The sequence below is a fragment of the Ralstonia sp. AU12-08 genome, assembly GCF_000442475.1.
Taxonomy (GTDB): domain Bacteria; phylum Pseudomonadota; class Gammaproteobacteria; order Burkholderiales; family Burkholderiaceae; genus Ralstonia; species Ralstonia insidiosa.
Genome location: NZ_ASZV01000047.1, coordinates 249694 through 269093 on the forward strand (window position 1 = coordinate 249694; position 19400 = coordinate 269093).

The 19400-nt window shown below is 66.1% G+C and carries 22 protein-coding genes; 8 read left to right on the top strand and 14 right to left on the bottom strand.

Annotated elements, in window-relative coordinates; all coding sequences use genetic code 11:
- Positions 1–4: 4 nt before the first annotated feature.
- The 3 genes from C404_RS53320 to C404_RS53330 are packed head-to-tail and all read left to right on the top strand — an operon-like array spanning position 5 to position 2784.
- The gene (locus C404_RS53320; RefSeq protein ID WP_021197025.1) at positions 5–769 is read left to right on the top strand and encodes a COG4705 family protein; all 765 of its coding nucleotides are present in this window, start codon (positions 5–7) and stop codon (positions 767–769) included.
- An 18-nt stretch (positions 770–787) separates the two neighbouring features.
- A complete protein-coding gene (locus C404_RS53325) occupies positions 788–1453 on the top strand; it encodes a response regulator transcription factor (RefSeq protein ID WP_021197026.1) in 666 nt (221 codons plus the stop codon).
- A complete protein-coding gene (locus tag C404_RS53330) occupies positions 1429–2784 on the top strand; it encodes an ATP-binding protein (RefSeq protein WP_021197027.1) in 1356 nt (451 codons plus the stop codon). The genes C404_RS53325 and C404_RS53330 overlap by 25 nt, the downstream gene beginning before the upstream one ends.
- Before the next feature lie 20 nt (positions 2785–2804).
- Here C404_RS53330 and C404_RS53335 read toward each other — a convergent pair whose 3' ends face one another.
- The 3 genes from C404_RS53335 to C404_RS53345 form a co-directional block, all read right to left on the bottom strand.
- Positions 2805–3665: a DMT family transporter gene (locus tag C404_RS53335; RefSeq protein WP_021197028.1), complete on the bottom strand. Its 861-nt coding sequence runs from the start codon at positions 3663–3665 to the stop codon at positions 2805–2807.
- 363 nt (positions 3666–4028) lie between these two features.
- Positions 4029–4430 carry a hypothetical protein gene (locus tag C404_RS53340; RefSeq protein WP_021197029.1) on the bottom strand — a complete coding sequence of 134 codons (402 nt, stop codon included), beginning with the start codon at positions 4428–4430 and terminating at the stop codon, positions 4029–4031.
- A gap of 25 nt (positions 4431–4455) precedes the next feature.
- A complete protein-coding gene (locus C404_RS53345; RefSeq protein WP_021197030.1) occupies positions 4456–4728 on the bottom strand; it encodes a metal/formaldehyde-sensitive transcriptional repressor in 273 nt (90 codons plus the stop codon).
- A 102-nt stretch (positions 4729–4830) separates the two neighbouring features.
- On the opposite strand from C404_RS53345, the gene C404_RS53350 reads away from it, so the two are divergent.
- Positions 4831–5952 carry a nickel/cobalt efflux transporter gene (locus tag C404_RS53350; RefSeq protein WP_021197031.1) on the top strand — a complete coding sequence of 374 codons (1122 nt, stop codon included), beginning with the start codon at positions 4831–4833 and terminating at the stop codon, positions 5950–5952.
- A gap of 242 nt (positions 5953–6194) precedes the next feature.
- A complete protein-coding gene (locus tag C404_RS53355) occupies positions 6195–6566 on the top strand; it encodes a hypothetical protein (RefSeq protein ID WP_031330031.1) in 372 nt (123 codons plus the stop codon).
- Positions 6567–6630: 64 nt separating this feature from the next.
- On the opposite strand, the gene C404_RS53360 is transcribed toward C404_RS53355, so the two are convergent.
- Positions 6631–7530, bottom strand: coding sequence for a LysR family transcriptional regulator (locus tag C404_RS53360; RefSeq protein WP_021197033.1), 900 nt, complete (start codon positions 7528–7530; stop codon positions 6631–6633).
- Positions 7531–7631: 101 nt separating this feature from the next.
- Here C404_RS53360 and tam point away from each other — a divergent pair, with 101 nt between their 5' ends.
- On the top strand, positions 7632–8411 hold the full coding sequence (gene tam, locus C404_RS53365; protein WP_021197034.1) for a trans-aconitate 2-methyltransferase: 780 nt from the start codon (positions 7632–7634) through the stop codon (positions 8409–8411).
- Between the two features lie 70 nt (positions 8412–8481).
- Here tam and C404_RS53370 read toward each other — a convergent pair whose 3' ends face one another.
- Positions 8482–9318 carry a bifunctional allantoicase/(S)-ureidoglycine aminohydrolase gene (locus C404_RS53370; RefSeq protein WP_021197035.1) on the bottom strand — a complete coding sequence of 279 codons (837 nt, stop codon included), beginning with the start codon at positions 9316–9318 and terminating at the stop codon, positions 8482–8484.
- Positions 9319–9496: 178 nt separating this feature from the next.
- Positions 9497–10423, bottom strand: a complete 927-nt coding sequence (gene argC, locus C404_RS53375; protein ID WP_021197036.1) for an N-acetyl-gamma-glutamyl-phosphate reductase — start codon at positions 10421–10423, stop codon at positions 9497–9499.
- Positions 10424–10557: 134 nt separating this feature from the next.
- Between argC and C404_RS53380 the strand changes: the two genes are divergently transcribed.
- The gene (locus tag C404_RS53380; protein WP_021197037.1) at positions 10558–11454 is read left to right on the top strand and encodes a LysR family transcriptional regulator; all 897 of its coding nucleotides are present in this window, start codon (positions 10558–10560) and stop codon (positions 11452–11454) included.
- A gap of 20 nt (positions 11455–11474) precedes the next feature.
- On the opposite strand, the gene C404_RS53385 is transcribed toward C404_RS53380, so the two are convergent.
- The gene (locus C404_RS53385) at positions 11475–11990 is read right to left on the bottom strand and encodes an RNA polymerase sigma factor (protein WP_021197038.1); all 516 of its coding nucleotides are present in this window, start codon (positions 11988–11990) and stop codon (positions 11475–11477) included.
- A gap of 17 nt (positions 11991–12007) precedes the next feature.
- Entirely contained in the window at positions 12008–12235 is a 228-nt protein-coding gene (locus tag C404_RS53390) for a YgaP family membrane protein (RefSeq protein WP_021197039.1), read from the bottom strand.
- Between the two features lie 295 nt (positions 12236–12530).
- On the opposite strand from C404_RS53390, the gene C404_RS53395 reads away from it, so the two are divergent.
- Positions 12531–13829, top strand: a complete 1299-nt coding sequence (locus tag C404_RS53395) for an MFS transporter (protein ID WP_021197040.1) — start codon at positions 12531–12533, stop codon at positions 13827–13829.
- Between the two features lie 16 nt (positions 13830–13845).
- Here C404_RS53395 and C404_RS53400 read toward each other — a convergent pair whose 3' ends face one another.
- The 6 genes from C404_RS53400 to C404_RS53425 all read right to left on the bottom strand — a co-directional run bounded on the left by C404_RS53400 (position 13846) and on the right by C404_RS53425 (position 19366).
- Positions 13846–14271, bottom strand: coding sequence for a hypothetical protein (locus C404_RS53400; RefSeq protein WP_021197041.1), 426 nt, complete (start codon positions 14269–14271; stop codon positions 13846–13848).
- A gap of 161 nt (positions 14272–14432) precedes the next feature.
- Positions 14433–14870, bottom strand: coding sequence for a cupin domain-containing protein (locus tag C404_RS53405; RefSeq protein WP_037012481.1), 438 nt, complete (start codon positions 14868–14870; stop codon positions 14433–14435).
- Between the two features lie 10 nt (positions 14871–14880).
- A complete protein-coding gene (locus C404_RS53410) occupies positions 14881–15318 on the bottom strand; it encodes a carboxymuconolactone decarboxylase family protein (protein WP_021197043.1) in 438 nt (145 codons plus the stop codon).
- Between the two features lie 79 nt (positions 15319–15397).
- A complete protein-coding gene (gene pdxR, locus C404_RS53415; RefSeq protein ID WP_021197044.1) occupies positions 15398–16855 on the bottom strand; it encodes a MocR-like pyridoxine biosynthesis transcription factor PdxR in 1458 nt (485 codons plus the stop codon).
- Positions 16856–16925: 70 nt separating this feature from the next.
- Complete coding sequence (locus tag C404_RS53420; RefSeq protein WP_031330034.1) at positions 16926–18137, bottom strand: NnrS family protein; 1212 nt, start codon at positions 18135–18137, stop codon at positions 16926–16928.
- Between the two features lie 23 nt (positions 18138–18160).
- Positions 18161–19366, bottom strand: coding sequence for a globin domain-containing protein (locus C404_RS53425; RefSeq protein WP_021197046.1), 1206 nt, complete (start codon positions 19364–19366; stop codon positions 18161–18163).
- Positions 19367–19400 lie beyond the last annotated feature (34 nt).

A 19400-nucleotide genomic window follows, 5' to 3' on the forward strand; every position in this document is an offset into this window, starting at 1 on the left:
GCGCATGACCCCATCCCGCACCCTCCCCAGCAAACTGCCCGAGATCACGCTGGCGTTCTGGATCATGAAAATCTGCGCCACCACCCTGGGCGAAACCGCCGGCGACCTGCTCTCGATGACGCTCAAGGTCGGCTACGCGGCCAGTTCGATGCTGCTGCTCGGCATCTTCTTCATCACGCTGGGCGCGCAGTTGCGCAGCAAGACGTACAACCCGCTGCTGTACTGGGCGGTCATTCTCTCCACCAGCACGGCCGGCACCACACTGTCGGACTTCATGGACCGCACGCTGGGCCTGGGCTATGCCACCGGCTCGACCATTCTCGCCAGCCTGCTGTGTGCGGTGCTCGTCTACTGGAAGCTGAGCCAGAAATCGCTGTCGATCGCGAACGTGTGCAGCGGCAAGCAGGAGCTGCTGTACTGGGGCGCCATCCTCGTGTCCAACACGTTGGGCACGGCGCTGGGCGACTTCCTGGCGGATTCGTCGGGGCTGGGTTTTGCGGGTGGGGCGCTGCTGATTGCCAGCCTGATTGCGCTGATCGTGGCGGCGTATTATCTGACCGGTATCTCGCGCGTGGCGCTGTTCTGGATGGCCTTTGTGCTGACACGGCCGCTGGGTGCCACGGGCGGTGACCTGCTGACCAAGCCGATCAGCGCGGGCGGCATGAACCTGGGCACGGCGGGCGCATCGGCGGTGCTGCTGGCGGCGCTGCTCATCACCATCGGCTATACGAACTGGCAGGCGCGGCGCGGTGCCATGCAATCTGCTTGAGCCACCACCAGAAACCGAATGCGCGTTCTCCTTGTTGAAGACGACCCGATGATCGGCGCGGCCGTGGATGCCGCGCTGCGCGATGCCGCCTATGCGGTGGACTGGGTGCGCAACGGCCAGACCGCACTGGACGTGGCTGCGCATCAACACTACGACGTGCTGCTGCTCGACCTCGGCCTGCCGGGCAAGGATGGCCATGCCGTACTCAGCGCGCTGCGCGCCCGCGACAACCCGGTGCCGGTGCTGATCCTGACCGCGCGCGATGCCGTGAACGAGCGCGTGCGCGGCCTGGACGGCGGCGCGGATGACTACATCCTCAAGCCCTTCGAAATGGTCGAGCTGCTGGCCCGCATGCGCGCCGTCTTGCGCCGCAAGGGCGGGGCTGCCAGCCCGGTGCTGACCAATGGCGTGCTCACGCTCGACCCTGCCGCGCATGAAGCGCGCATGGGCGATGGCGAAGCGGTACGCCTGTCGGCGCGCGAGTTTGCGTTGCTGCAGGCGTTGATGCTGCGCCCGGGTGCCATCCTTTCGCGCTCGGAACTGGAAGAGCGCATCTATGGCTGGGGCCACGAGGTGGCCAGCAACGCCGTCGAATTCCTCATCCACGCGCTGCGCAAGAAGCTCGGTGCGGAGGCCATCAAGAACATCAGGGGCGTGGGATGGATGGTGTCCAAGGGTGGGTGAGGGCGTCGCTACAGCGGCGGCTGTCGCTGTGGCTCTCCATCATCATCATCGGCGTGGCGGTGCTGGCGGGCGGCTTTGCGTTCGTCTCCGCCTTTAGCGAGGCCCACGAACTGCAGGACGACGTGCTGCGCCAGGTGGGCGCGATGTTCGACCCTGAGCACCTGCCCGCACCGCCCGCGAGTCCCGAAAGCGCGCCACCCGTTTCCGATCAGGAAGCCCGCGTCATCGTGCAGGTGCTGCCCGGCCCGGATGGCACGGTTGCGGCCGGCACACCTGCACCGCGTCTGGCATTTCCACCTGACATGGTGGACGGCATGCAGACCGCGCACGCCGGCAAGCGTGAATACCGCGTGTGGGTGCGCACCCTCGACAACGGCCAGCGCATTGCCGTGGCGCAGGAAACCGCCGTGCGCGACGAGACCGCGCGCGACAGCGCCATCCGCACGCTGATGCCGTTCCTGATCCTGGCGCCGATCCTGCTGCTGGCGGTGGCCGACGTGTTGCGCAAGATGTTCGCCCCCATCAAACGCCTCGCGCACGAGGTGGACCAGCGCGACGAGCGCCAACTGCACGCGATTGCGCCCGAAGCCGTCCCCGACGAGGTGCGGCCCTTCGTCGTGGCCATCAACCGGCTGCTGGCGCGCGTGGGGCAATCGATGCAAGCGCAACACCGCTTCGTGGCCGATGCCGCGCACGAGCTGCGCACGCCGCTCACGGCGCTCTCGCTACAGGCCGAACGGCTGGGGCAGGCACCCATGTCTGCCGACGCCCACGAACGTCTAGCGACCCTGCGCCAGGGTATCGAGCGCAGCCGTGGGCTGCTCGAACAGTTGCTCACGCTCGCCCGTGCACAGGAGGCCACCGGCGTACCGGAGAGCACCGTCTCCGTCCAGCGCATCTTCCGCAGCGTGCTCGAAGACCTGATGCCACTGGCCGAAGCCAAGCGGCTGGACCTGGGCGTCACCACCGAGGCGGATGCCCACGTGCATGCCAGCGAGCTCGACCTCTTTGTCGTGGTGCGCAACCTGGTGGACAACGCCATCCGCTATACGCCCGTCGGCGGCAGCATCGACCTGTCGATTGCGACTGCGGCACGCGTGGTGTCGCTTGCCGTGCAGGACAGCGGCCCCGGCATCCCCGCCGATGAACGTGTGCGCGTGTTTGATCCGTTCTACCGTGTGCTCGGGAATGAGGCGACCGGCTCGGGGCTTGGGCTGTCGATCGTGAGCACGGTGGTGCAGCGGCTGGGTGGGGAGGTGGTGCTGGAGGATGCGAACAGCCCAACGGGTGGGCTGCGGGTGACGGTGCGGCTGCCCCAGGCACCCGCCTGAAAGCAGCCGCCGCGCTTCACCTAACGCTGCGCGCGAAACACCACTGCCAACCCCAGCAGGATCATCCCCATCCCCGCCATCGCCACACCGGAAAGACGATGGCCCAGCACCCCATCGTCAAGCAACGCTGTTACCACCGGCACGAGGTAGAACAGGCTCGTCACGTTGACAAGGTTGCCGCGTTGCATGAGCCGGTAGAACAGCAATTGCGCACCCACTGACATGACCACGCCCATCCACAACAAGGCGACGATACCGGGCATGCTGGGTACGAAGGCACTGGGCATCGGCTGCGCGAGCAAGAGACCGGCGCACAGCACCAGGCTCACCGCGTTCTGCAACGGCAGCACATCGATAGGCGCCTGGCCGAGGCGCTTCTGCCAGATCGCCCCCACCGTCATGCTGGCAAGTGCGGCCAGCGCGTAGCCGAGGCCCGCCATCGGCACCTGCTGCGCATTGGCACCATCCACAACAAGCGCGAGCCCGCCCAGTGCCAGCACCAGCCCCGCCATGCGTCGCGCAGACCAAGCGCGCTCCGTGGCCAGCAGCGTCAGCAACGGCTGCACACCGAGCACCGTGGCCAACAGCCCCGGCGTCAGCCCACGGTCAAGCGACAGCAGATAGCAGATCGCATAGCCGCCGGTCAGCAGCACACCGGTGCCCGCGACCTGCCACCGCGTACCCGGCGCAGGCCACCATCGCCCGCGCCAAACGCCCAGCCCCGCCAGCACCAGCGAGGCCAGCGCAAACCGCCCCACCAGAAACGCAAACGCCGGGACATGCTGCACCCCGATCTCCGCAAAGATCGCACCGCTGCTCCACAGCAGCACGAATAACACCGTCGCGCCGGACCCTGCCAGCGCGGCTTGCATGGAACGCATACCACTCACCTGTCGAAAAGGAATGTCGGGTTCCGGCGCGCAGGCGTGCGCCTGCCTCGGGGTCAAGCCCGAGCCTGGATCAGGTCAACCGGAAACGATGCGGCTGGAAGTCAGCCGCGAGCGAACAGGCACGGCGGCGGAGCGCCGACCATGCCGTGGCCCGGAGGGGCCGCAGGTGGGGAAAGCGGAGGGAAGGGCCCAGGCTGCACGCACACGTCATCCACGCGGGCGCGACGGCCGGCGGCGAGGAAGGTGGCGTGAAGTCGGGACATGGATGCGAAGAATCAGAATTTGCCGAAGGCGTTGCAGCAGGTTAGCGAGGTTGGCTGCACCGCGCAAGTGACACGCGGCCTTCGCGCAAAGTCAGCCCGCCGCGTGTGGGGACTGCAGATACACCTCGTGCCACAGGCTGACCTTGCCGGCATCGTCAAAGCGCAGCAGCAGCATGGCCTCGAACTGGTCAACGGCACCGTGGGTGCGCGTGACCGATGCGCGCATGCCGAGCACCACACCGGCGGCGTCCGCTACGGTCTGCGTCACCTTGTAGTCGATCGAGGCGATGGCGTGCTTGAAGCCATCGAGAAACGTCTTGTAGTTCGCGTAGTTGGCATCGTAGTGCCGACCGTTTGCGAACACGGTGAACTGCGGCGCAAAGCGTTCAGCGATGACCGCCTCGGTCAGCACCGTATCGTGCCGCAGATGCGCGCGGTTCCACTCAAGCAGAGCGTGCGCGTGCTGGAGGTTGCGTTCAGCTTGCGTTGTCATAGGTAGGGAACAGGAGAGCGTTGTCTTACTTCAGGTAGGACTTGATCACCTGCATCACGGCGTCGAAGTCCTCCTGACGCTGCGCCTCGTTCGGCTCCTTGACCACGTGATCCATCAGGTGGCCTTCGAGAACCGCCGCCATCAGCCCGTTGACCGCGCCGCGAATGGCTGCGATCTGCTGCAGGATGGCCGTGCAATCCCCCTCTTCACCGAGTTGTTTTTCCAGTGCAGTCGCCTGCCCCTGGATGCGCCGCACACGCGCCAGCAGCTTGGCTTTGTCGCGGATGGTATGGGCCATGAGTCGGAAGATTGAGGTGGGTGAAAGACGAGAAAGGGTAGCATCAATATACTAGGGGGGAGTATAGTTCGCCCACCTGAGATCACCATTGGCTACCTCTCCATGACCGCGTTCGCCACCCTGTTGCAGCAAGGCAATGCCTGGCTGTTCGTCCCCAGCGCCATCCTGCTGGGCGCATTGCATGGCCTGGAGCCGGGGCACTCCAAGACGATGATGGCGGCGTTCATCGTTGCCATCCGGGGCACGCTCTCGCAAGCGGTGCTGCTGGGGCTGTCGGCTACGGTTTCGCACACGGCGGTGGTGTGGGCGGTGGCCATGGCGGGGCTGTACTTTGGCCGCAACTGGAATCCGGAGACGACGGAGCCGTACTTCCAGGTGGCCTCCGCTGTGCTGATCGTTGCGGTGGCGGGGTGGATGATGTGGCACACGTGGCGCAGCACCCGCGCATCGCATGACCATCACCACGATCATGATCACGACCATGACGAGGTCAAACGCATCGACACCGGCCACGGCTTGGTCCGGCTGGAAGTGTTTGAAGACGGTGTACCGCCGCGCTTCCGGCTGGTGCGCGAAAGCACGCATGGCCACGCGTGGTCAGCCGACCAGGTGGAAGTGGTGACCGAGCGGCCCGATGGCACCCGGCAAGTCTTCAGCTTCGTGCAACGCGATGGCTTTCTCGAATCAGAGCAGACCATTCCCGAGCCGCATGCTTTCACGGCCCGCCTGTCACTCGGGCACGCGCACCATCGGCACGACTACGACGTCGACTTCGTGGAGCATGACCACGCACATGCTGCACATGACCACGGCGGGCTGGACGTGTCTTCCGGTGGCTACGAAGATGCGCACGAACGCGCGCACGCCAACGATATCCGCCGCCGCTTCGCCAACCGTGAGGTGACCACCGGCCAGATCATCGTGTTCGGCCTGACCGGCGGGCTGGTGCCATGCCCGGCATCCATCACAGTGTTGCTGCTGTGCCTGCAGCTCAAGAAGGTCACCCTGGGCGCGGCGCTGGTGCTGTGCTTCAGCATCGGCCTGGCGTTGACGATGGTCGCCTCGGGCGCGCTCGCGGCGCTGAGCGTGAAGCACGTGTCACGGCGCTGGAGCGGTTTTGGTGAGTTCGCGCGCAAGGCGCCCTACTTCTCGGGCGGGCTGATCGCGCTCGTTGGCCTGTACGTGGGCTGGCAGGGTGTGCAAGGGGTGATGCAGTTGACGTGAGCGCCGCGTGTGGGCGTGTGTGGGGCGTGTGGGGTTGCGCGCACGTTTGACCGATGCTGCATCCACTGCGGCATGGCCTGCGTATCTGTGCATACCGGTTGGTGCAAAAGATTTCTCGTGCAAGCCGTGTCAGGTTTGCTCTGATGCCGCGACCAACAGGGGAGGTCGATGCCATCCGGTAACGATCCGTCAGACTGCCATCCACGGATGGCGCACGCTCAATCATGAATGAGGAGTTCACCATGCACACCACCCGTTCCTTCGCCCGCACCCGCCGCCTGTCGCTCGCCTTGCTGGCTACGCTGACGGCCTCCGCCGCCCTGTTTGCGGCGCAACCTGCTGCAGCCGCCCGCAGCTTCGACCCCTATACCCAAGGACAGAGCCGCCTGGACAAGGTGGATGCCTACACACAAGGGAGCAAGCAGGACAAGGCGGATCCGTTCACGCAAGGCGCGGATCGCAAGGCCGATACCTACGGCTATCTGTCGTGGAGGCGCGACCGCTTCGATCCGTACGCGCAAGGCGCCGACCAGCAGCACGCCGGCACACAGGACGCGCTTGCATGGAACCGCGATTCCACCTATCCCAGCACCCCGCAAGGCGCACGCGCATGAGCCGTGCTGCCGACGTAGGAAGGGCGCACCCATGCCGGTGGCCCTTCTCATTCGTCATCGCTCATCAACGCGCCAGCGTCGCGCCTTCCTCGACGATCATCTCGTAGAGCGCACGCGCCGCCGGCGACAACTGTGCCGCCCTGCGCGTCACGAGCACCAACGTGCGCGACACCTGCGGCTCGACCAGCTCAATCGTCCGGATCATCGGGTACGCATTCCTCTGGATCGCGAGCCGCGGCACCACTGCCGCACCCAGCCCTTCGGCCACGAGCCCGAGTGCTGTCGAACTGCGCTGGACTTCATAGAACGAATGCAGCATCACACCGCTGCTCTTGAGCGCGCCCTCAAGCAGGCTGCGGTTGCCGCTCACCTCGCCGGCAAAGATCAGCGGATGCGGTTGCAGTGCCTCCCAGCGGATGCGGCGTCGCTTGGCGAGCGGATGATCGTCGCGGCAGATCAGCACGTAAGGGTCGCTCGTAAGCGGCACGCTGGTGAGTTCAGGGTGTTGATCGCCCGCAATGCTGATGCCGAACTCCGCCTCGCGCCGCAGCACTGCCTGCAGCACCGATGCGGAGGCATGATCGAGAATCTTCACGCGATCGTGCGGCCGGTGCGCAGAGAACGCCCGCAGGATGCGCGGCAGATACTGCACACCCACTGTCGGCACGCAGGCTATCGTGATGTCGCCGCGCTGGCTCAGGCCGGTCTCCCGAATTTCTGTCAGCGCATCGGACAACTCGTTCAGCAGCCGGCGCGCCTGCGGTAGAAAGCGCCGGCCGATTTCCGTCAGTTCCGTCCGGCGCGTCGTGCGCTCGACCAGCGCAACACCGAGGAAGGCCTCCAGCTTGCGTAGCCGTTGCGTGATCGCCGTCTGCGTCACGTGGAGCGTATCGGCGGCCTGCGTAAAGCTGCCACTCTCCGCAATCGCCACGAATGCCTGTACACCGAGCGTATCGATCTTCATCAGATAAATGAATCAATGAGAACAATGAATTCATTTTACTGATCCAGCGGGAAACCACAGAATGCCGCCAATCGATCGCAAACTTGGCAAGGAGAACCGTGATGACGACACCACACGATTGGAGCGCAAACCAATACGTTCAGTTTGAAGAAGAGCGCACACGGCCCGCCCGGGACTTGTTGGCCACTGTGCCGCAAACGCCCATCCACAGTGCCGTCGACATCGGCTGTGGGCCGGGCAACTCGACCGCGGCGCTGATGGCACGGGCGCCCGGCGCGGTAGTCCACGGGATCGACTCCTCGGCCGGCATGATCGACGCTGCACGCAAGCGCCTGCCTGATGTGCGCTTTGACGTCGCCGATATTGCTGCGTGGGATGCGCCCGGTATGTACGACCTGATTCTCGCGAACGCCGTGCTGCAGTGGCTGCCCGCGCACGACACGCTGCTTCCAAAGCTGATCGGCAAGCTGACGCAAGGCGGCCATCTGGCAGTGCAGATGCCCGACAACCTGGACGAACCCACGCACCGGCTGATGCGCGAGGTGGCCGCTGCCGGCCCGTGGGCAGCGAAGCTCAAAGGGGTGGAGCGGACCGAGCGGTTCGACCCGCGCCGCTACTACGCGCTGCTGTCACCGCTGTGCACACGCGTGGATGTGTGGCGCACCACGTACTACCACCCACTGCGTGGTGGCGCGGATGCGGTGGTCGAGTGGTTGAAGGGCACGGGGCTTCGGCCGTTTCTAGCCGCGTTGAATGACGACGAGCGGCGCGCATTCCTCACGCGCTACCGTGATGCGATCGCACAGGCATATCCGGCACAGGACGACGGCACAGTGCTCTTGCCGTTCCCGCGCCTGTTCATCGTGGCGACGCGCAAATAGGTACTGCAGCCCCCATGAAAAAGCCCGCTGGCGTACACCAGCGGGCTTTCTTGTCCGACCTGCGCGGCGATTAACGCGCCGGGTTCAGCAACAGGTTCATGTGACGGTTCACATCCTTGTACAGCAGGTAGCGGAAGCGGCCAGGGCCACCCGAATAGCAGGCCTGCGGGCAGAACGCGCGCAGCCACATGAAGTCGCCTGCCTCCACCTCAACCCAGTCCTGGTTCAGGCGATAGACGGCCTTGCCTTCTAGCACGTACAAGCCGTGCTCCATCACGTGCGTTTCCGCAAACGGAATCACGCCGCCCGGCTCGAACGTCACGATGTTCACGTGCATGTCGTGGCGCATGTCGCTCATGTCGACAAAGCGCGTCGTCACCCAGGTGCCGTTGGTGCCCGGCATCGGGATCGGCTCGACATCCTGCTCGTTGGTCACGAAGGCTTCCGGCAGCGGAATGCCGTCGACGACCTGATAGTGCTTGCGGATCCAGTGGAAGCGCACGGCCGCATCGCTTACGTTGTGCAGCGTCCAGTCCGCGCCCGGCGGAATGAAGGCGTAGCCGCCCGGCTTGAGTGTGTGCTTCTTGCCTTGCAGCGTCAGCTCGGCTTCGCCTTCCACGACGAACAGCACGGCTTCGGCGTTCTTGTCTTGCTCGGGCTTGTCGCTGCCGCCGCCCGGGTTCACTTCAACGATGTACTGCGAGAAGGTTTCCGCAAACCCCGACAGCGGGCGGGCGATCACCCACAGGCGCGTGTTGGTCCAGAACGGCAGCCAGCTCGTGACGATGTCGCGCATCACCCCCTTGGGGATCACCGCGTACGCCTCGGTGAACATCGCGCGATCGGTCAGCAGATCGGTCTGCGGCGGGTGGCCGCCATGCGGCGCGTAATACGTGGTCTTAGACATAAAGCATCCAGCAATGGGTTGGTCCGGCCCCGGGCGCAAACAGCATCGGGCGGTTCGTACGCGGGCGGCGTTGACGATAACGAAGTCGGTAACAATCGACCAATTAAATGTTGCGATGACTTCCATTCGATTTCCCACTACCCGCTGGCGCTGCGACATGCGAATCAGCGCACCGGTCTCAGGCGTGCGCCAGCATCAGCTCCAGGTTCTGCACAGCGGCGCCTGAGGCACCCTTGCCCAGGTTGTCGAACACCGCCGTCAGCAGGATCTGGCCGTGGTCGTTGCTGAACACGCCCAGGCGGATGTCGTTGGTGCCGTTGAGTGCCTGCGGGTCCAGATGCGGCAACGCGGACGACACCTGCAGCGGCATCACCTCCACATGCTGTGCCCCTGCGTAGTGGCCGGCCAGACACGCATGCAGCCGGACTGCATCAACGCCCGGCGCCAGCAGGCGCAATTCCAGCGGCACCGTCAGCACAATGCCCTGGCGATACGCGCCATACGCGGGCACGAACATCGGCCGCTGCGAGAGTCCGGCATGCTGCTGGATCTCCGGCGTGTGCTTGTGCGCTAGGCCAAGCCCGTACACCTGGAAGGGGAGCGCGTTCGCGGCCTCGGGGCCTTCGTAGGTTTCCACCGCAGCACGCCCACCGCCCGAGTAGCCCGACACGGCGTGGATGCTGATCGGGTAGTCCGCCGGCACCAGGCCCGCCTGCACCAGCGGGCGCAGCAATCCAATCGCTCCGGTCGGGTAGCAGCCCGGGTTCGTCACGCGTGATGCAACTGCAACACGCTGCGCTTGCCCCGCGCTCATCTCCGGAAAGCCATACGTCCAGCCCGGCGTGGTGCGATGTGCGGAGCTGGCGTCGATCACGCGCACATCCGGGTTGACGATGGCGGCCACGGCCTCGCGCGCGGCCGCATCCGGCAGACACAGGATGGCGATATCGCAGGCGTTGATGGCCTCGGCACGGCGCTGCGCATCTTTGCGGGCGTCTGCCGGCAGTGTCAGCAGTTGCAGATCGGTGCGGCCACGCAGGTGCTCATGGATCTGCAGGCCCGTGGTGCCTTGGTCGCCATCGATGAAGATCAGGGGTGCAGCCATGCTGGTGTCCTCCAGTACAGAAATGCGGTGCGTGCAAAACGATGCGGGAATCGCTATCTTCACGACATGCGTTGCCTATGAAAAGTTGAATTTCACAACGCTTATCTTCAGCTTTTCTGAACTGGAAGCCCGCCATGAGAGAGATCAGCCTGGACCGCCTGCGCACCCTGGTGGAGGTAGCCGACCGCGGCTCGTTTGCCGATGCGGCACGCGCGTTGCATCTGGCGCCGCCCACGGTCAGCCTGCACATTGCCGAGCTGGAGGGTCGCGTGGGTGCGCCGCTGCTGTCGCGCAAGCGCGGGCAGGTGCGCCCGTCGGCGATTGGGGAGGTGATGGTCGAGCGCGCACGCCGCCTGCTGGCGGATGCGGAGCAAGCGCTGGACGATATCCAGCGCCAAGTGCAGGGCCTAAGCGGGCGGGTGCGGCTGGGCGCGTCCACCGGCGCGATCGCACATCTTCTGCCGCAGGCGCTGGAGGTGCTGCGGCAGGATCATCCGGGCATCGACGTGCAGGTAGCGGTGCTCACGTCGCAGGAGACGCTCACGCGGCTGGCCGACGGTGCGCTCGATATCGGGCTGGTGGCGCTGCCGCAATCGCAGGTGGCGGCGCAGGGGGCAAAACTTGCAATCAAGCCATGGCGGCGCGACCCGGTCATGGCGTTTCTCCCAGCACACTGGCAAAGCCCGGCGCGTGTTACGCCGGCGTGGCTGGCAGCGCAGCCGCTCATCCTCAACGACACCACCACACGGCTCTCACGGCTGACGGCGGAGTGGTTCGCCACCGACGGCCATCACCCCGCGCCGCGCATCCAGCTCAACTACAACGATGCGATCAAGAGCCTGGTGGCAGCGGGCTACGGCGCCACGCTGCTGCCGCACGAAGCGGCCACGCCGGTGCCGGATGCGCGCATCGTCATGCGGCCGCTGCGGCCCGCGTTGTGGCGCCAGCTTGGCATCGCGCATCGGGCAGGGCACATCGAACGCGCCACGCAGCATGTGCTCGACGTGCTGTGGGGCATGCGCGCGCGGTAGGGCGGTGTTCGGTTGGGGCCTCAGCCGAGCAGGTATTCGCGCGTGAGTTGCCGCGCCCGATGCAGGCGGCTCTTCACGGCCGCGCGGGATTCGTTCAGCTGATCGGCAATCTCGCCGATGGTCATCTCGTTCAGGTCGCGCAGCACGATGATCTCGCGATAGTGCGCGGGCAAGGACTCCAGCGCTGCAGCCACGTCGTGCCGCAGGTCGTCGACCGGCATGCGCGCGAGCCACGCTTCCACCTTGTCGTCGTCCCACGGATCGGTCGAGAGCGCCTTGCGCGCCATGCGATGACACTCGCGGCGCACGATGGCGAACAGCCAGCTGGAGAACGCCGCCGCCGCCCGCAGCGAGCCTACCTTGCGTGACAGCACCAGCAGGCTCTCCTGCACGGCGTCATCCACGTCGGAGATCAGGCAGTTGCGTTGCGCATAGCGGCGGATGTCGGGCTGACACACGGCCAGCAGGCGCTCGATGGCCGATACGTCACCCGCGCGGGCGGCATCGAGCAGGGGTTGGTGACGGACAAGATCCATGGCGTCAGTCGCGCAGGTTACCGCTTGGGCGGCTGCAGCCGGCGGCCGACCAGCGCACACGCCGGGCAAAAGCCAACCACGCCGGTCAGGCCAAACCCGGCGCCGGCTGCGGCCAGCAACCAGTTCCAGGGCGCAGCCGCCAAGGCCAGCCCGCCAACCACGACGGCCAGCGCCAGCACGATGCGCACGGCGCGCTCCCAGTTCGGCACGTTCTTCACATACAGGGCAGATTTCAGAAACGACATGATGTTCTCCAAAGGGGTCGGACGAAAGGTGAGGACAGTCCTCGCCCCCTAAGAGGCGCCGTTTGCCGGAACGGATTCGCACCCCTCAAAAAAAATCTGCGCCGCACCCGTACGGCAGGCGCATGATGGCCGCCGTTGTATGCGCGTCACGCAAATTCGGGTTGACTTCGCCGGTTGCGATAACTATCGTAAGATATGTTTTTAGACATAACGCGGCGCAAACATCACCCGGGCGATCCCCGCCACGGAGACAAGCGCCTTCTCTTCGTTTTCTCCGCTTTCTCCGTTCTCTCCCATGCCCTTACTTGAACCCAAGCGCGAGCGGCATCTGCTCTGGCTGCTCGCGCTCACGCAATTCACCGTCATCATGGATTTCATGGTGATGATGCCGCTCGGTCCGCAGATCATGCATACGTTTGGCATCGGCCCGGCGGCGTTCGCCACGGCAGTGTCGGTGTATTCGCTGTGCTCCGGCGCCTCGGGCCTGCTGGCCGCCACGTACACCGATCGCTTTGACCGGCGCCGGCTGCTGCTGACCGTCTTCGGCCTGTTCACGCTGGCCAACCTGGCCTGCGCGCTGTCGGGCAGCTACAGCATGCTGCTGTTTGCGCGCGCGTTTGCGGGGCTCACGGGCGGCGTGCTCGGCTCGCTCGTGCTCGCCATCTTGTCGGATGTGATTCCGCCTGCGCGGCGCGGTGCGGCCACCGGCGTGGTGATGTCGTCGTTTGCGCTGGCGGCCATGGCCGGCGTGCCGGTCGGTATTGCGCTGGGCGCGCACCTCGGCTGGACGGCGCCGTTCTTCCTGCTGACCGCACTCACCGCGCTGACGTGGCTGGGCGCACGGCACATCATCCCGCCACTGACCGACCACCTGAGCAATACCCGCCAGACCCCCGGCCAGATCCTCGCGGGCCTGTGGCAGTTGCTGAGCAACCCGCGCCATCTGCGGGCCTTCCTGCTGACCTTCGTGATGATGGGCTCGCACATGCTGGTGATCCCGTTCATTTCACCGGTGCTGGTGGCCAACCACGGCATCGCGCCGCAGGATCTGTCGTGGCTGTATGTGGCGGGCGGCGCGGCGTCGTTCTTCAGCTCGCGCGCCGTCGGCAAGCTGGCCGACCGCTATGGCCGTCGCCGTGTGTTTGTGGGGGCGGCACTGCTGGCGTTCATCCCTGTGCTGGTGATGACGCATCTGCCGGACTGGCCCTTCATTGGCCTGCTGCTGTTCTTCCCGTGCTTCATGGTGCTCCTCTCCAGCCGCATGGTGCCCATGCAAGCGCTGATGACCACCGTGCCCGATGCGAAGGTGCGCGGCGCCTTCCTCTCGGCCAACAGCGCGGTGATGTCAGTCGGCACGGGGACGGGCGCGTGGATTGGCGGGCTGCTGCTCTCCACCAGCGCGGGTGGACACATCGATGGCTACGGGCTCAACGGCTGGCTGGCCGTGGCGGCGGGGCTGTTCTGCGTGTTCTGGGTGAGCCAGGTGAAGGGGTCGGATGCGCAGGGCGATCCGTCGCTCGGCGCACCATCGGCACCGGCCGCCTCATCGACCTTGCAGACCGCCCCGCAGGCTGCACAGGCGGACAAGGCTTGAGCCAGGGCGCTTGCGCTTACTCCGCTTCCACCACCGTCTTCAGCTTCACCAAGTCACGCTGCACCCATTCGGCATCGGCCTCGAACTGCGCATCGTCCATGCCGGGCAGTTGAAACAGCGTAAGCGAAACGGTGGTGCCGGCGCCGTTGCGTACCACGCGTAGCGGCACGTAGATGACGGTGTTATCCGGCAGACGCACCCAGTGGTCGGCAATGCCAAACGTGTTGGGTGGGCTGAAACGGATGAACACGTTGCCTTCGCCAGCCCCTGGCGCATCGGCAATCCATTCGTCGGGCGCCGCACCCGAGCCCTGCGTGCTGGGCGCCAGGCCGGTCGACAAACCCGTCGCCCAGGTGGGGTAGTTCAGCGGCTCGGCCAGGAAGGCGGCCACATCGTCAAAGTGGCGCTCGATGTTGATGCTGAGTGTGCGAACGGGATGCATGCGGGCTCCAGGGCGGGGCACCGTCAGGCGAGAGCCGTGCCGGTCGCTGGAGTATAGGCGGCAGGGCATCCGTCCTGCATCTGCCTTAGCGCCGCCAACAAGATCCTCCTGGCGTTGCTACGCTTGGCCAGGACCGCTGCGCTGAGTTTAGTGAGTCGCGCTTACTGCGATGCCCCGATCGGTGCCGTCAGTTGCTGCCCATCGGCCACGATGCCGAACACCAGCAGCGTGGCCGGCTTGTCGGCGCTGGCGTTGCGCGACACCAGATGATGTGTACCCGCCGGCTCGTACCAGGCCTGGCCCTGCGTGAAGACCTGCTCCTTGCCGCCGCCCAGTTGCGAAACCACGGCACCCTCCAGCACATACGCGAACACCGACCCCGGATGCATGTGCGCTGCGCTCGTGCCACCTGGCGCGTAATGCACGGTCGCCAACAGCACGCTGCTGTTCGGCAGCTCAGGCACACGCTCCTGCATGACCGGCTTGACGGCACTGCCGGTGGCAGCGTGATCGCTGTTGCCGTGCGCCTGCGCAACACCCATTGTGGCGAACACCAAACCCGTAGCCAGCCCCATCCCGATCGATTTGCATGATTGCATGACGCCCCCTTTAAACCGGCAGCTTGCGAAAGCTGATCGCCAGACGGTTCCACGCGTTAATGGTGGACACCAGCAGCGTCAGGTCGACCAGCTCGGCATCGGAAAACTGGGCGCGCACGGTCTGCCATACGTCGTCCGGCACGCGGGTTTCAGCAACGAGGGTGACGGCCTCCGTCCACGCCAGCGCGGCGCGTTCGCGATCGGTGAAGAAGGGCGTTTCGTGCCACACGGACACGGTGGCCAGACGGCGGTCGTCTTCACCGCTTTTGCGCGCATCGCTGGTGTGCAGGTCGACGCAGTAGGCGCAACCGTTGATCTGGGAGGCGCGCAGGCGCACGAGTTCGGTGAGCGGCTTTTCCAGGGTGCTTTTGCTCAGCGCTTTTTCCAGCCCCATCACCGCCTGGATGGCGGCGGGATTGGCTGCGTAGAAGTCGAGGCGGGGTTCCATGATCAGGCTCCGTTGCGTGGTGACGGAAGCCAGATTAGGGGCCAAAGTGGCTTGAAAAAAGCACCACTTCTGGCGAGTTTCAGGTAGCCAGCTCGGCAAGCACCCGCGCCAGCCGGGCGAGGCCGGCGTCGATCTCCGCCACGTTCACGTAGCCGTAGCCAATCAGCAGGCCCGGCTGTGGTGGCCGCGCGGCGTGCATCTTGGTCGTGCCATACAGGCCCACGCCCACGCTCTCAGCCAGCTTCAGCACAGCAACCTCTTGCAGCGGCGCGTGCAGTTGCGCGGCCATATGAATGCCTGCTGCAGACGGCAACGGCGTCATCCAGGTGCTAAGCGGCCCACGCAGATGCCGCAGCAGCGCATCGCGCCGCGCCGCGTATTCCTTGTGCATGCGGCGCAGGTACTTGCCGAAATCGCCGTCGAGCATGAACTTGGCAAGCGCGGCCTGCATGAGCGATTCGCTATGCCAGTCGGCCACCTGCTTGGCCCGCCGCAGCGGCGTCAGCAATGACGCTGGTGGCACCACATAGCCGATGCGCAGTTCCGGAAAGATCGTCTTGGAGAACGTACCCAAGTAGGCCACGCAGCCAGTGGCATCCAGGCTCTTGAGCGATTCCATCGGCCGGCCATCGAAGCGGAACTCGCTGTCGTAGTCGTCTTCCAGGATGAGTGCGCCGTGGCGCTGCGCCCAATCGAGCAGGTGCGCACGGCGCGCGAGGCTCATCGGCATGCCCAGCGGAAACTGGTGCGACGGCGTGACGTAGACGAGCTTGGCCTGCGGTGGCAACGCATCCACCACCAGGCCCTCGGCGTCTACCGGCACGGGCACCACGTTGGCACCCAGCGCCTGCAGTGCGATGCGCGCAGGCGGATAGCCGGGGTCTTCAATGGCGACCGTATCACCCGGGCGCACCAGCACGCGGGCAATCAGATCGATGGCTTGCTGCGCGCCCTGCGTGACAACGATATCGCCCCACGCGCAGACCACGGCGCGGCTGAAAGCGAGGTAGCGTGAGATCGCCAGGCGCAGCGTCTGGTCACCGGCCGGGTCGTGATACGCGCCGCGACCACGTGCCTGCAGGCGCAGCCCATGCGCCACGCAGCTGCGCCACTTGTCGAAGGGGAACAGGCGCTTCTCGGTCACGCCACCCACGAAGTCGTAGACGATGCTCGTGCGCGGCGGCGGCAGCACGTCGGGCACGTCGTTCCAGGGTGTGGCGAAGGTGTGTGTGGCCGGCGCAGGCGCAGCCATCTGCGCGGCGGGGGACACGCGCGGCGCACGGCCTGCCAGCCCCTGCGTTGCTTCGGCCACGAAGGTGCCGGAACCCGCGCGTGAACGCAGGTAGCCCTCGGCAATCAGGCGCTCGAACACATCGAGCGTGGTCTTGCGCGACACGCCAATCTGCAGCGCGAGATCGCGCGTGGAAGGCAGCCGCTCGCCGGGCGCAAGGCGGCCATCCAGGATGGCGGTGCGCAGCTGGCGGTAGAGCTGGCCGGCAAGATCATGCTGGCCGTGGATCGTCAAATGGACATCCATCGTGGACGCAGGAAGCGTTGGGCTGCGCCATTCTACGAAAGCCACCGAGGCGGCGGGCAATGTTGTGCGCTCAGCCCTCGCGGCCATCCACGCGTGGCGCCAGCAGCCACGGCGCGTAGCGCCAGAGATAGACAGCAAAGGCCGCCACCCACAACGCGCTCGCCGCACTGATCCACACGCCGCGCGGCAGCAGCATCGGCCCGACCACACGCACCAGTGCCGCCAGCGCAATCGCCGCGTAGGCACAGGTCTCTGCCCGGCCCGCGCGCAACTGCCGCCCGGTATGGCCGAGCGCGGTGCGCGTGACCATCGCCACGATGGCGCAGCCGATGGCCCCGGCGGTGAGCGCATGCAGCGCGGTCGAGCGATCGCCCCAGCCGAGCGCGGCGGCGCCCAGCATGGCAAAGCCGAGCGGCAGGAAGGCGTACGCCACATGCAGGATGGCGACGATGGGGGTGCGCAGTGTGCGGCGCGTATCCCAGCCACTCCAGCGCACCGCTTGCACTACGGCGGCGGCGACGAAAACAGCAGCCGGCACAATGCCCTCCACAGGCGCAGCGAGTGCCGCAACCGCCAATACCGTCAGCGGCACCACGGCGCGCTCCGCCCACACAAAGCGCCGAATGCGCACGCCTGGGACGGCGTTGGCCGTGAACATCGGGATCACGCGCCCGCCAATGACCGTCACGAACACGCAGACCACTCCGGCCGCCGCATCGAGACAGCGCAATGCCGCGAGCGGTACGCCCATGGCCAGTGCCGCATGAAAGCCCGCGTTGACGACGCCAAGCACCAGCAACGCAATCGCCAGGCCGTAGTTGCGGGCGCTGCCAGCGCGCCGCAAAACCAACAGAAACAGCACACCGCACGCCGGCAGGAAAACCACATCGGCAGCCACCGCCAGGGGCAACGGCCCCGTCCACGTCAACACACGCGCCGCGAGCCACAGCCCAGCGAGCGCGGCCAACGGTTTGCCTTGCGGCGTCTGCAACCCCGTCCAGTTCTTGCCTGCGGTGAACAGGAAGCCAACCACCACCGCCGCTGCAAAGCCGAACACCATCTCGTGTGCATGCCAGAACAACGGCGCCAGCGCCGGGCCGTGTGCAGACGACAGGCCGCCCAGCAGCAACGCCGCCCACGCTGCCATGCCGATGGCCGCAAACGCCGCGGCCAGCAGGTAGAACGGGCGAAAGCCGAGCGCGAATGCTGGATGCCCCGCATACGACACGCGGCTGGCAGGGTCAGGTTGGCCGATGCTCAGCAGCGGGGCAGGGCGGGGCAGGGTGGGCCTCCTGAGTGGCGGGCCTACAGGATGTCGTCCAGCAGATCGGGGCCGAACACCTCACGGTGGATGCGCTCTGCCGGCACACCGCCCGCAAGCAGCGCGGCACGTTGCGCCTGCATGAAGGGCAGCGGGCCGCAGAGGTAGAAATCCGCATCTGCGGCATGCGCTTCGAGGAAGGTATCGACTGCCATGCGGCCAGGTTGCGCCGGGCGTGAAGCGAACTCCGCTGCCTCGCCGGACTCCAGGAACACATGCGCCTCGAAATCGGGCAGGGCCTGCGCGGCACGCGCCAGATCGTCGGCGTGCGCAACATGGGCTGCGGCGCGATCCGCGTGGCTGAACACGATCTTGCGTGCGCTGTTCCGCTGCGCAAGTGTGTTGAGCGTGGCGATCATCGGCGTGATGCCCACACCGGCGGACATCAGCACGATCGGGTTGTCGGTGGCGAGCCGCGGAACGAAATCGCCATACGGTTGGCTGACGAGCAGGACCTCGCCTTCGCGCGCCTGGGCGTGCAGCCAGTTCGACACGGTGCCGGCGGGGCGATCCGCATCACCGGTATCGCGCTTGACCGAGATGCGCCACGAGCGGCCATTCGGCGCATCCGACAGGCTGTACTGGCGTTGCTGCAGCACGCCCGGCGCCAGCTCCACCTGCACCGAGATGTACTGCCCCGGCAGAAAGCCCGCCAGCGGCGCATCACCCACGGCTTCCAGCGTGAAGGAGACCACGTCTTCCGCCTGCTGACGGCGCTCGACAATGCGCACCGGCTGGCGGTGGTCCGGGCCGCTGCCGGCGTGTTGATAGAGGCGGGCTTCCGCGGCGATCAGCTCGGCGGCCAGCAGCCAGTAGGCCTCGTCCCACGCAGCCAGCAGTTCCGGCGTGGCGGCATCACCCAGCACCTCGGCAATCGCGCCCAACAGGTGCCGCGCAACGATAGGGTAGTGGCTCGGCTTGATGCCCACGGCCGCATGCTTGTGCACGATGCGCCCGACCACCGGAGCCAGCGCCGCGTTGTTGCCGTGGTTGGCCGCATACGCAAACACCGCAGACGCCAGCGACTGCTGCTGCGACCCATTCGCCTGGTTGCCCATGTTGAACAGGTTGGTCAGCTCGGGGTGGCCGGCAAACATGTTGCGGTAGAAGGTCTGCGTGATGGTTAGACCGTGCTCGCGCAGCACGGGCACGCTGGCATCGATCAGAGGCTTGGAACGTTCGGACAGCATGGGAGACTCCAAATATGTATATCAAATGCAACAA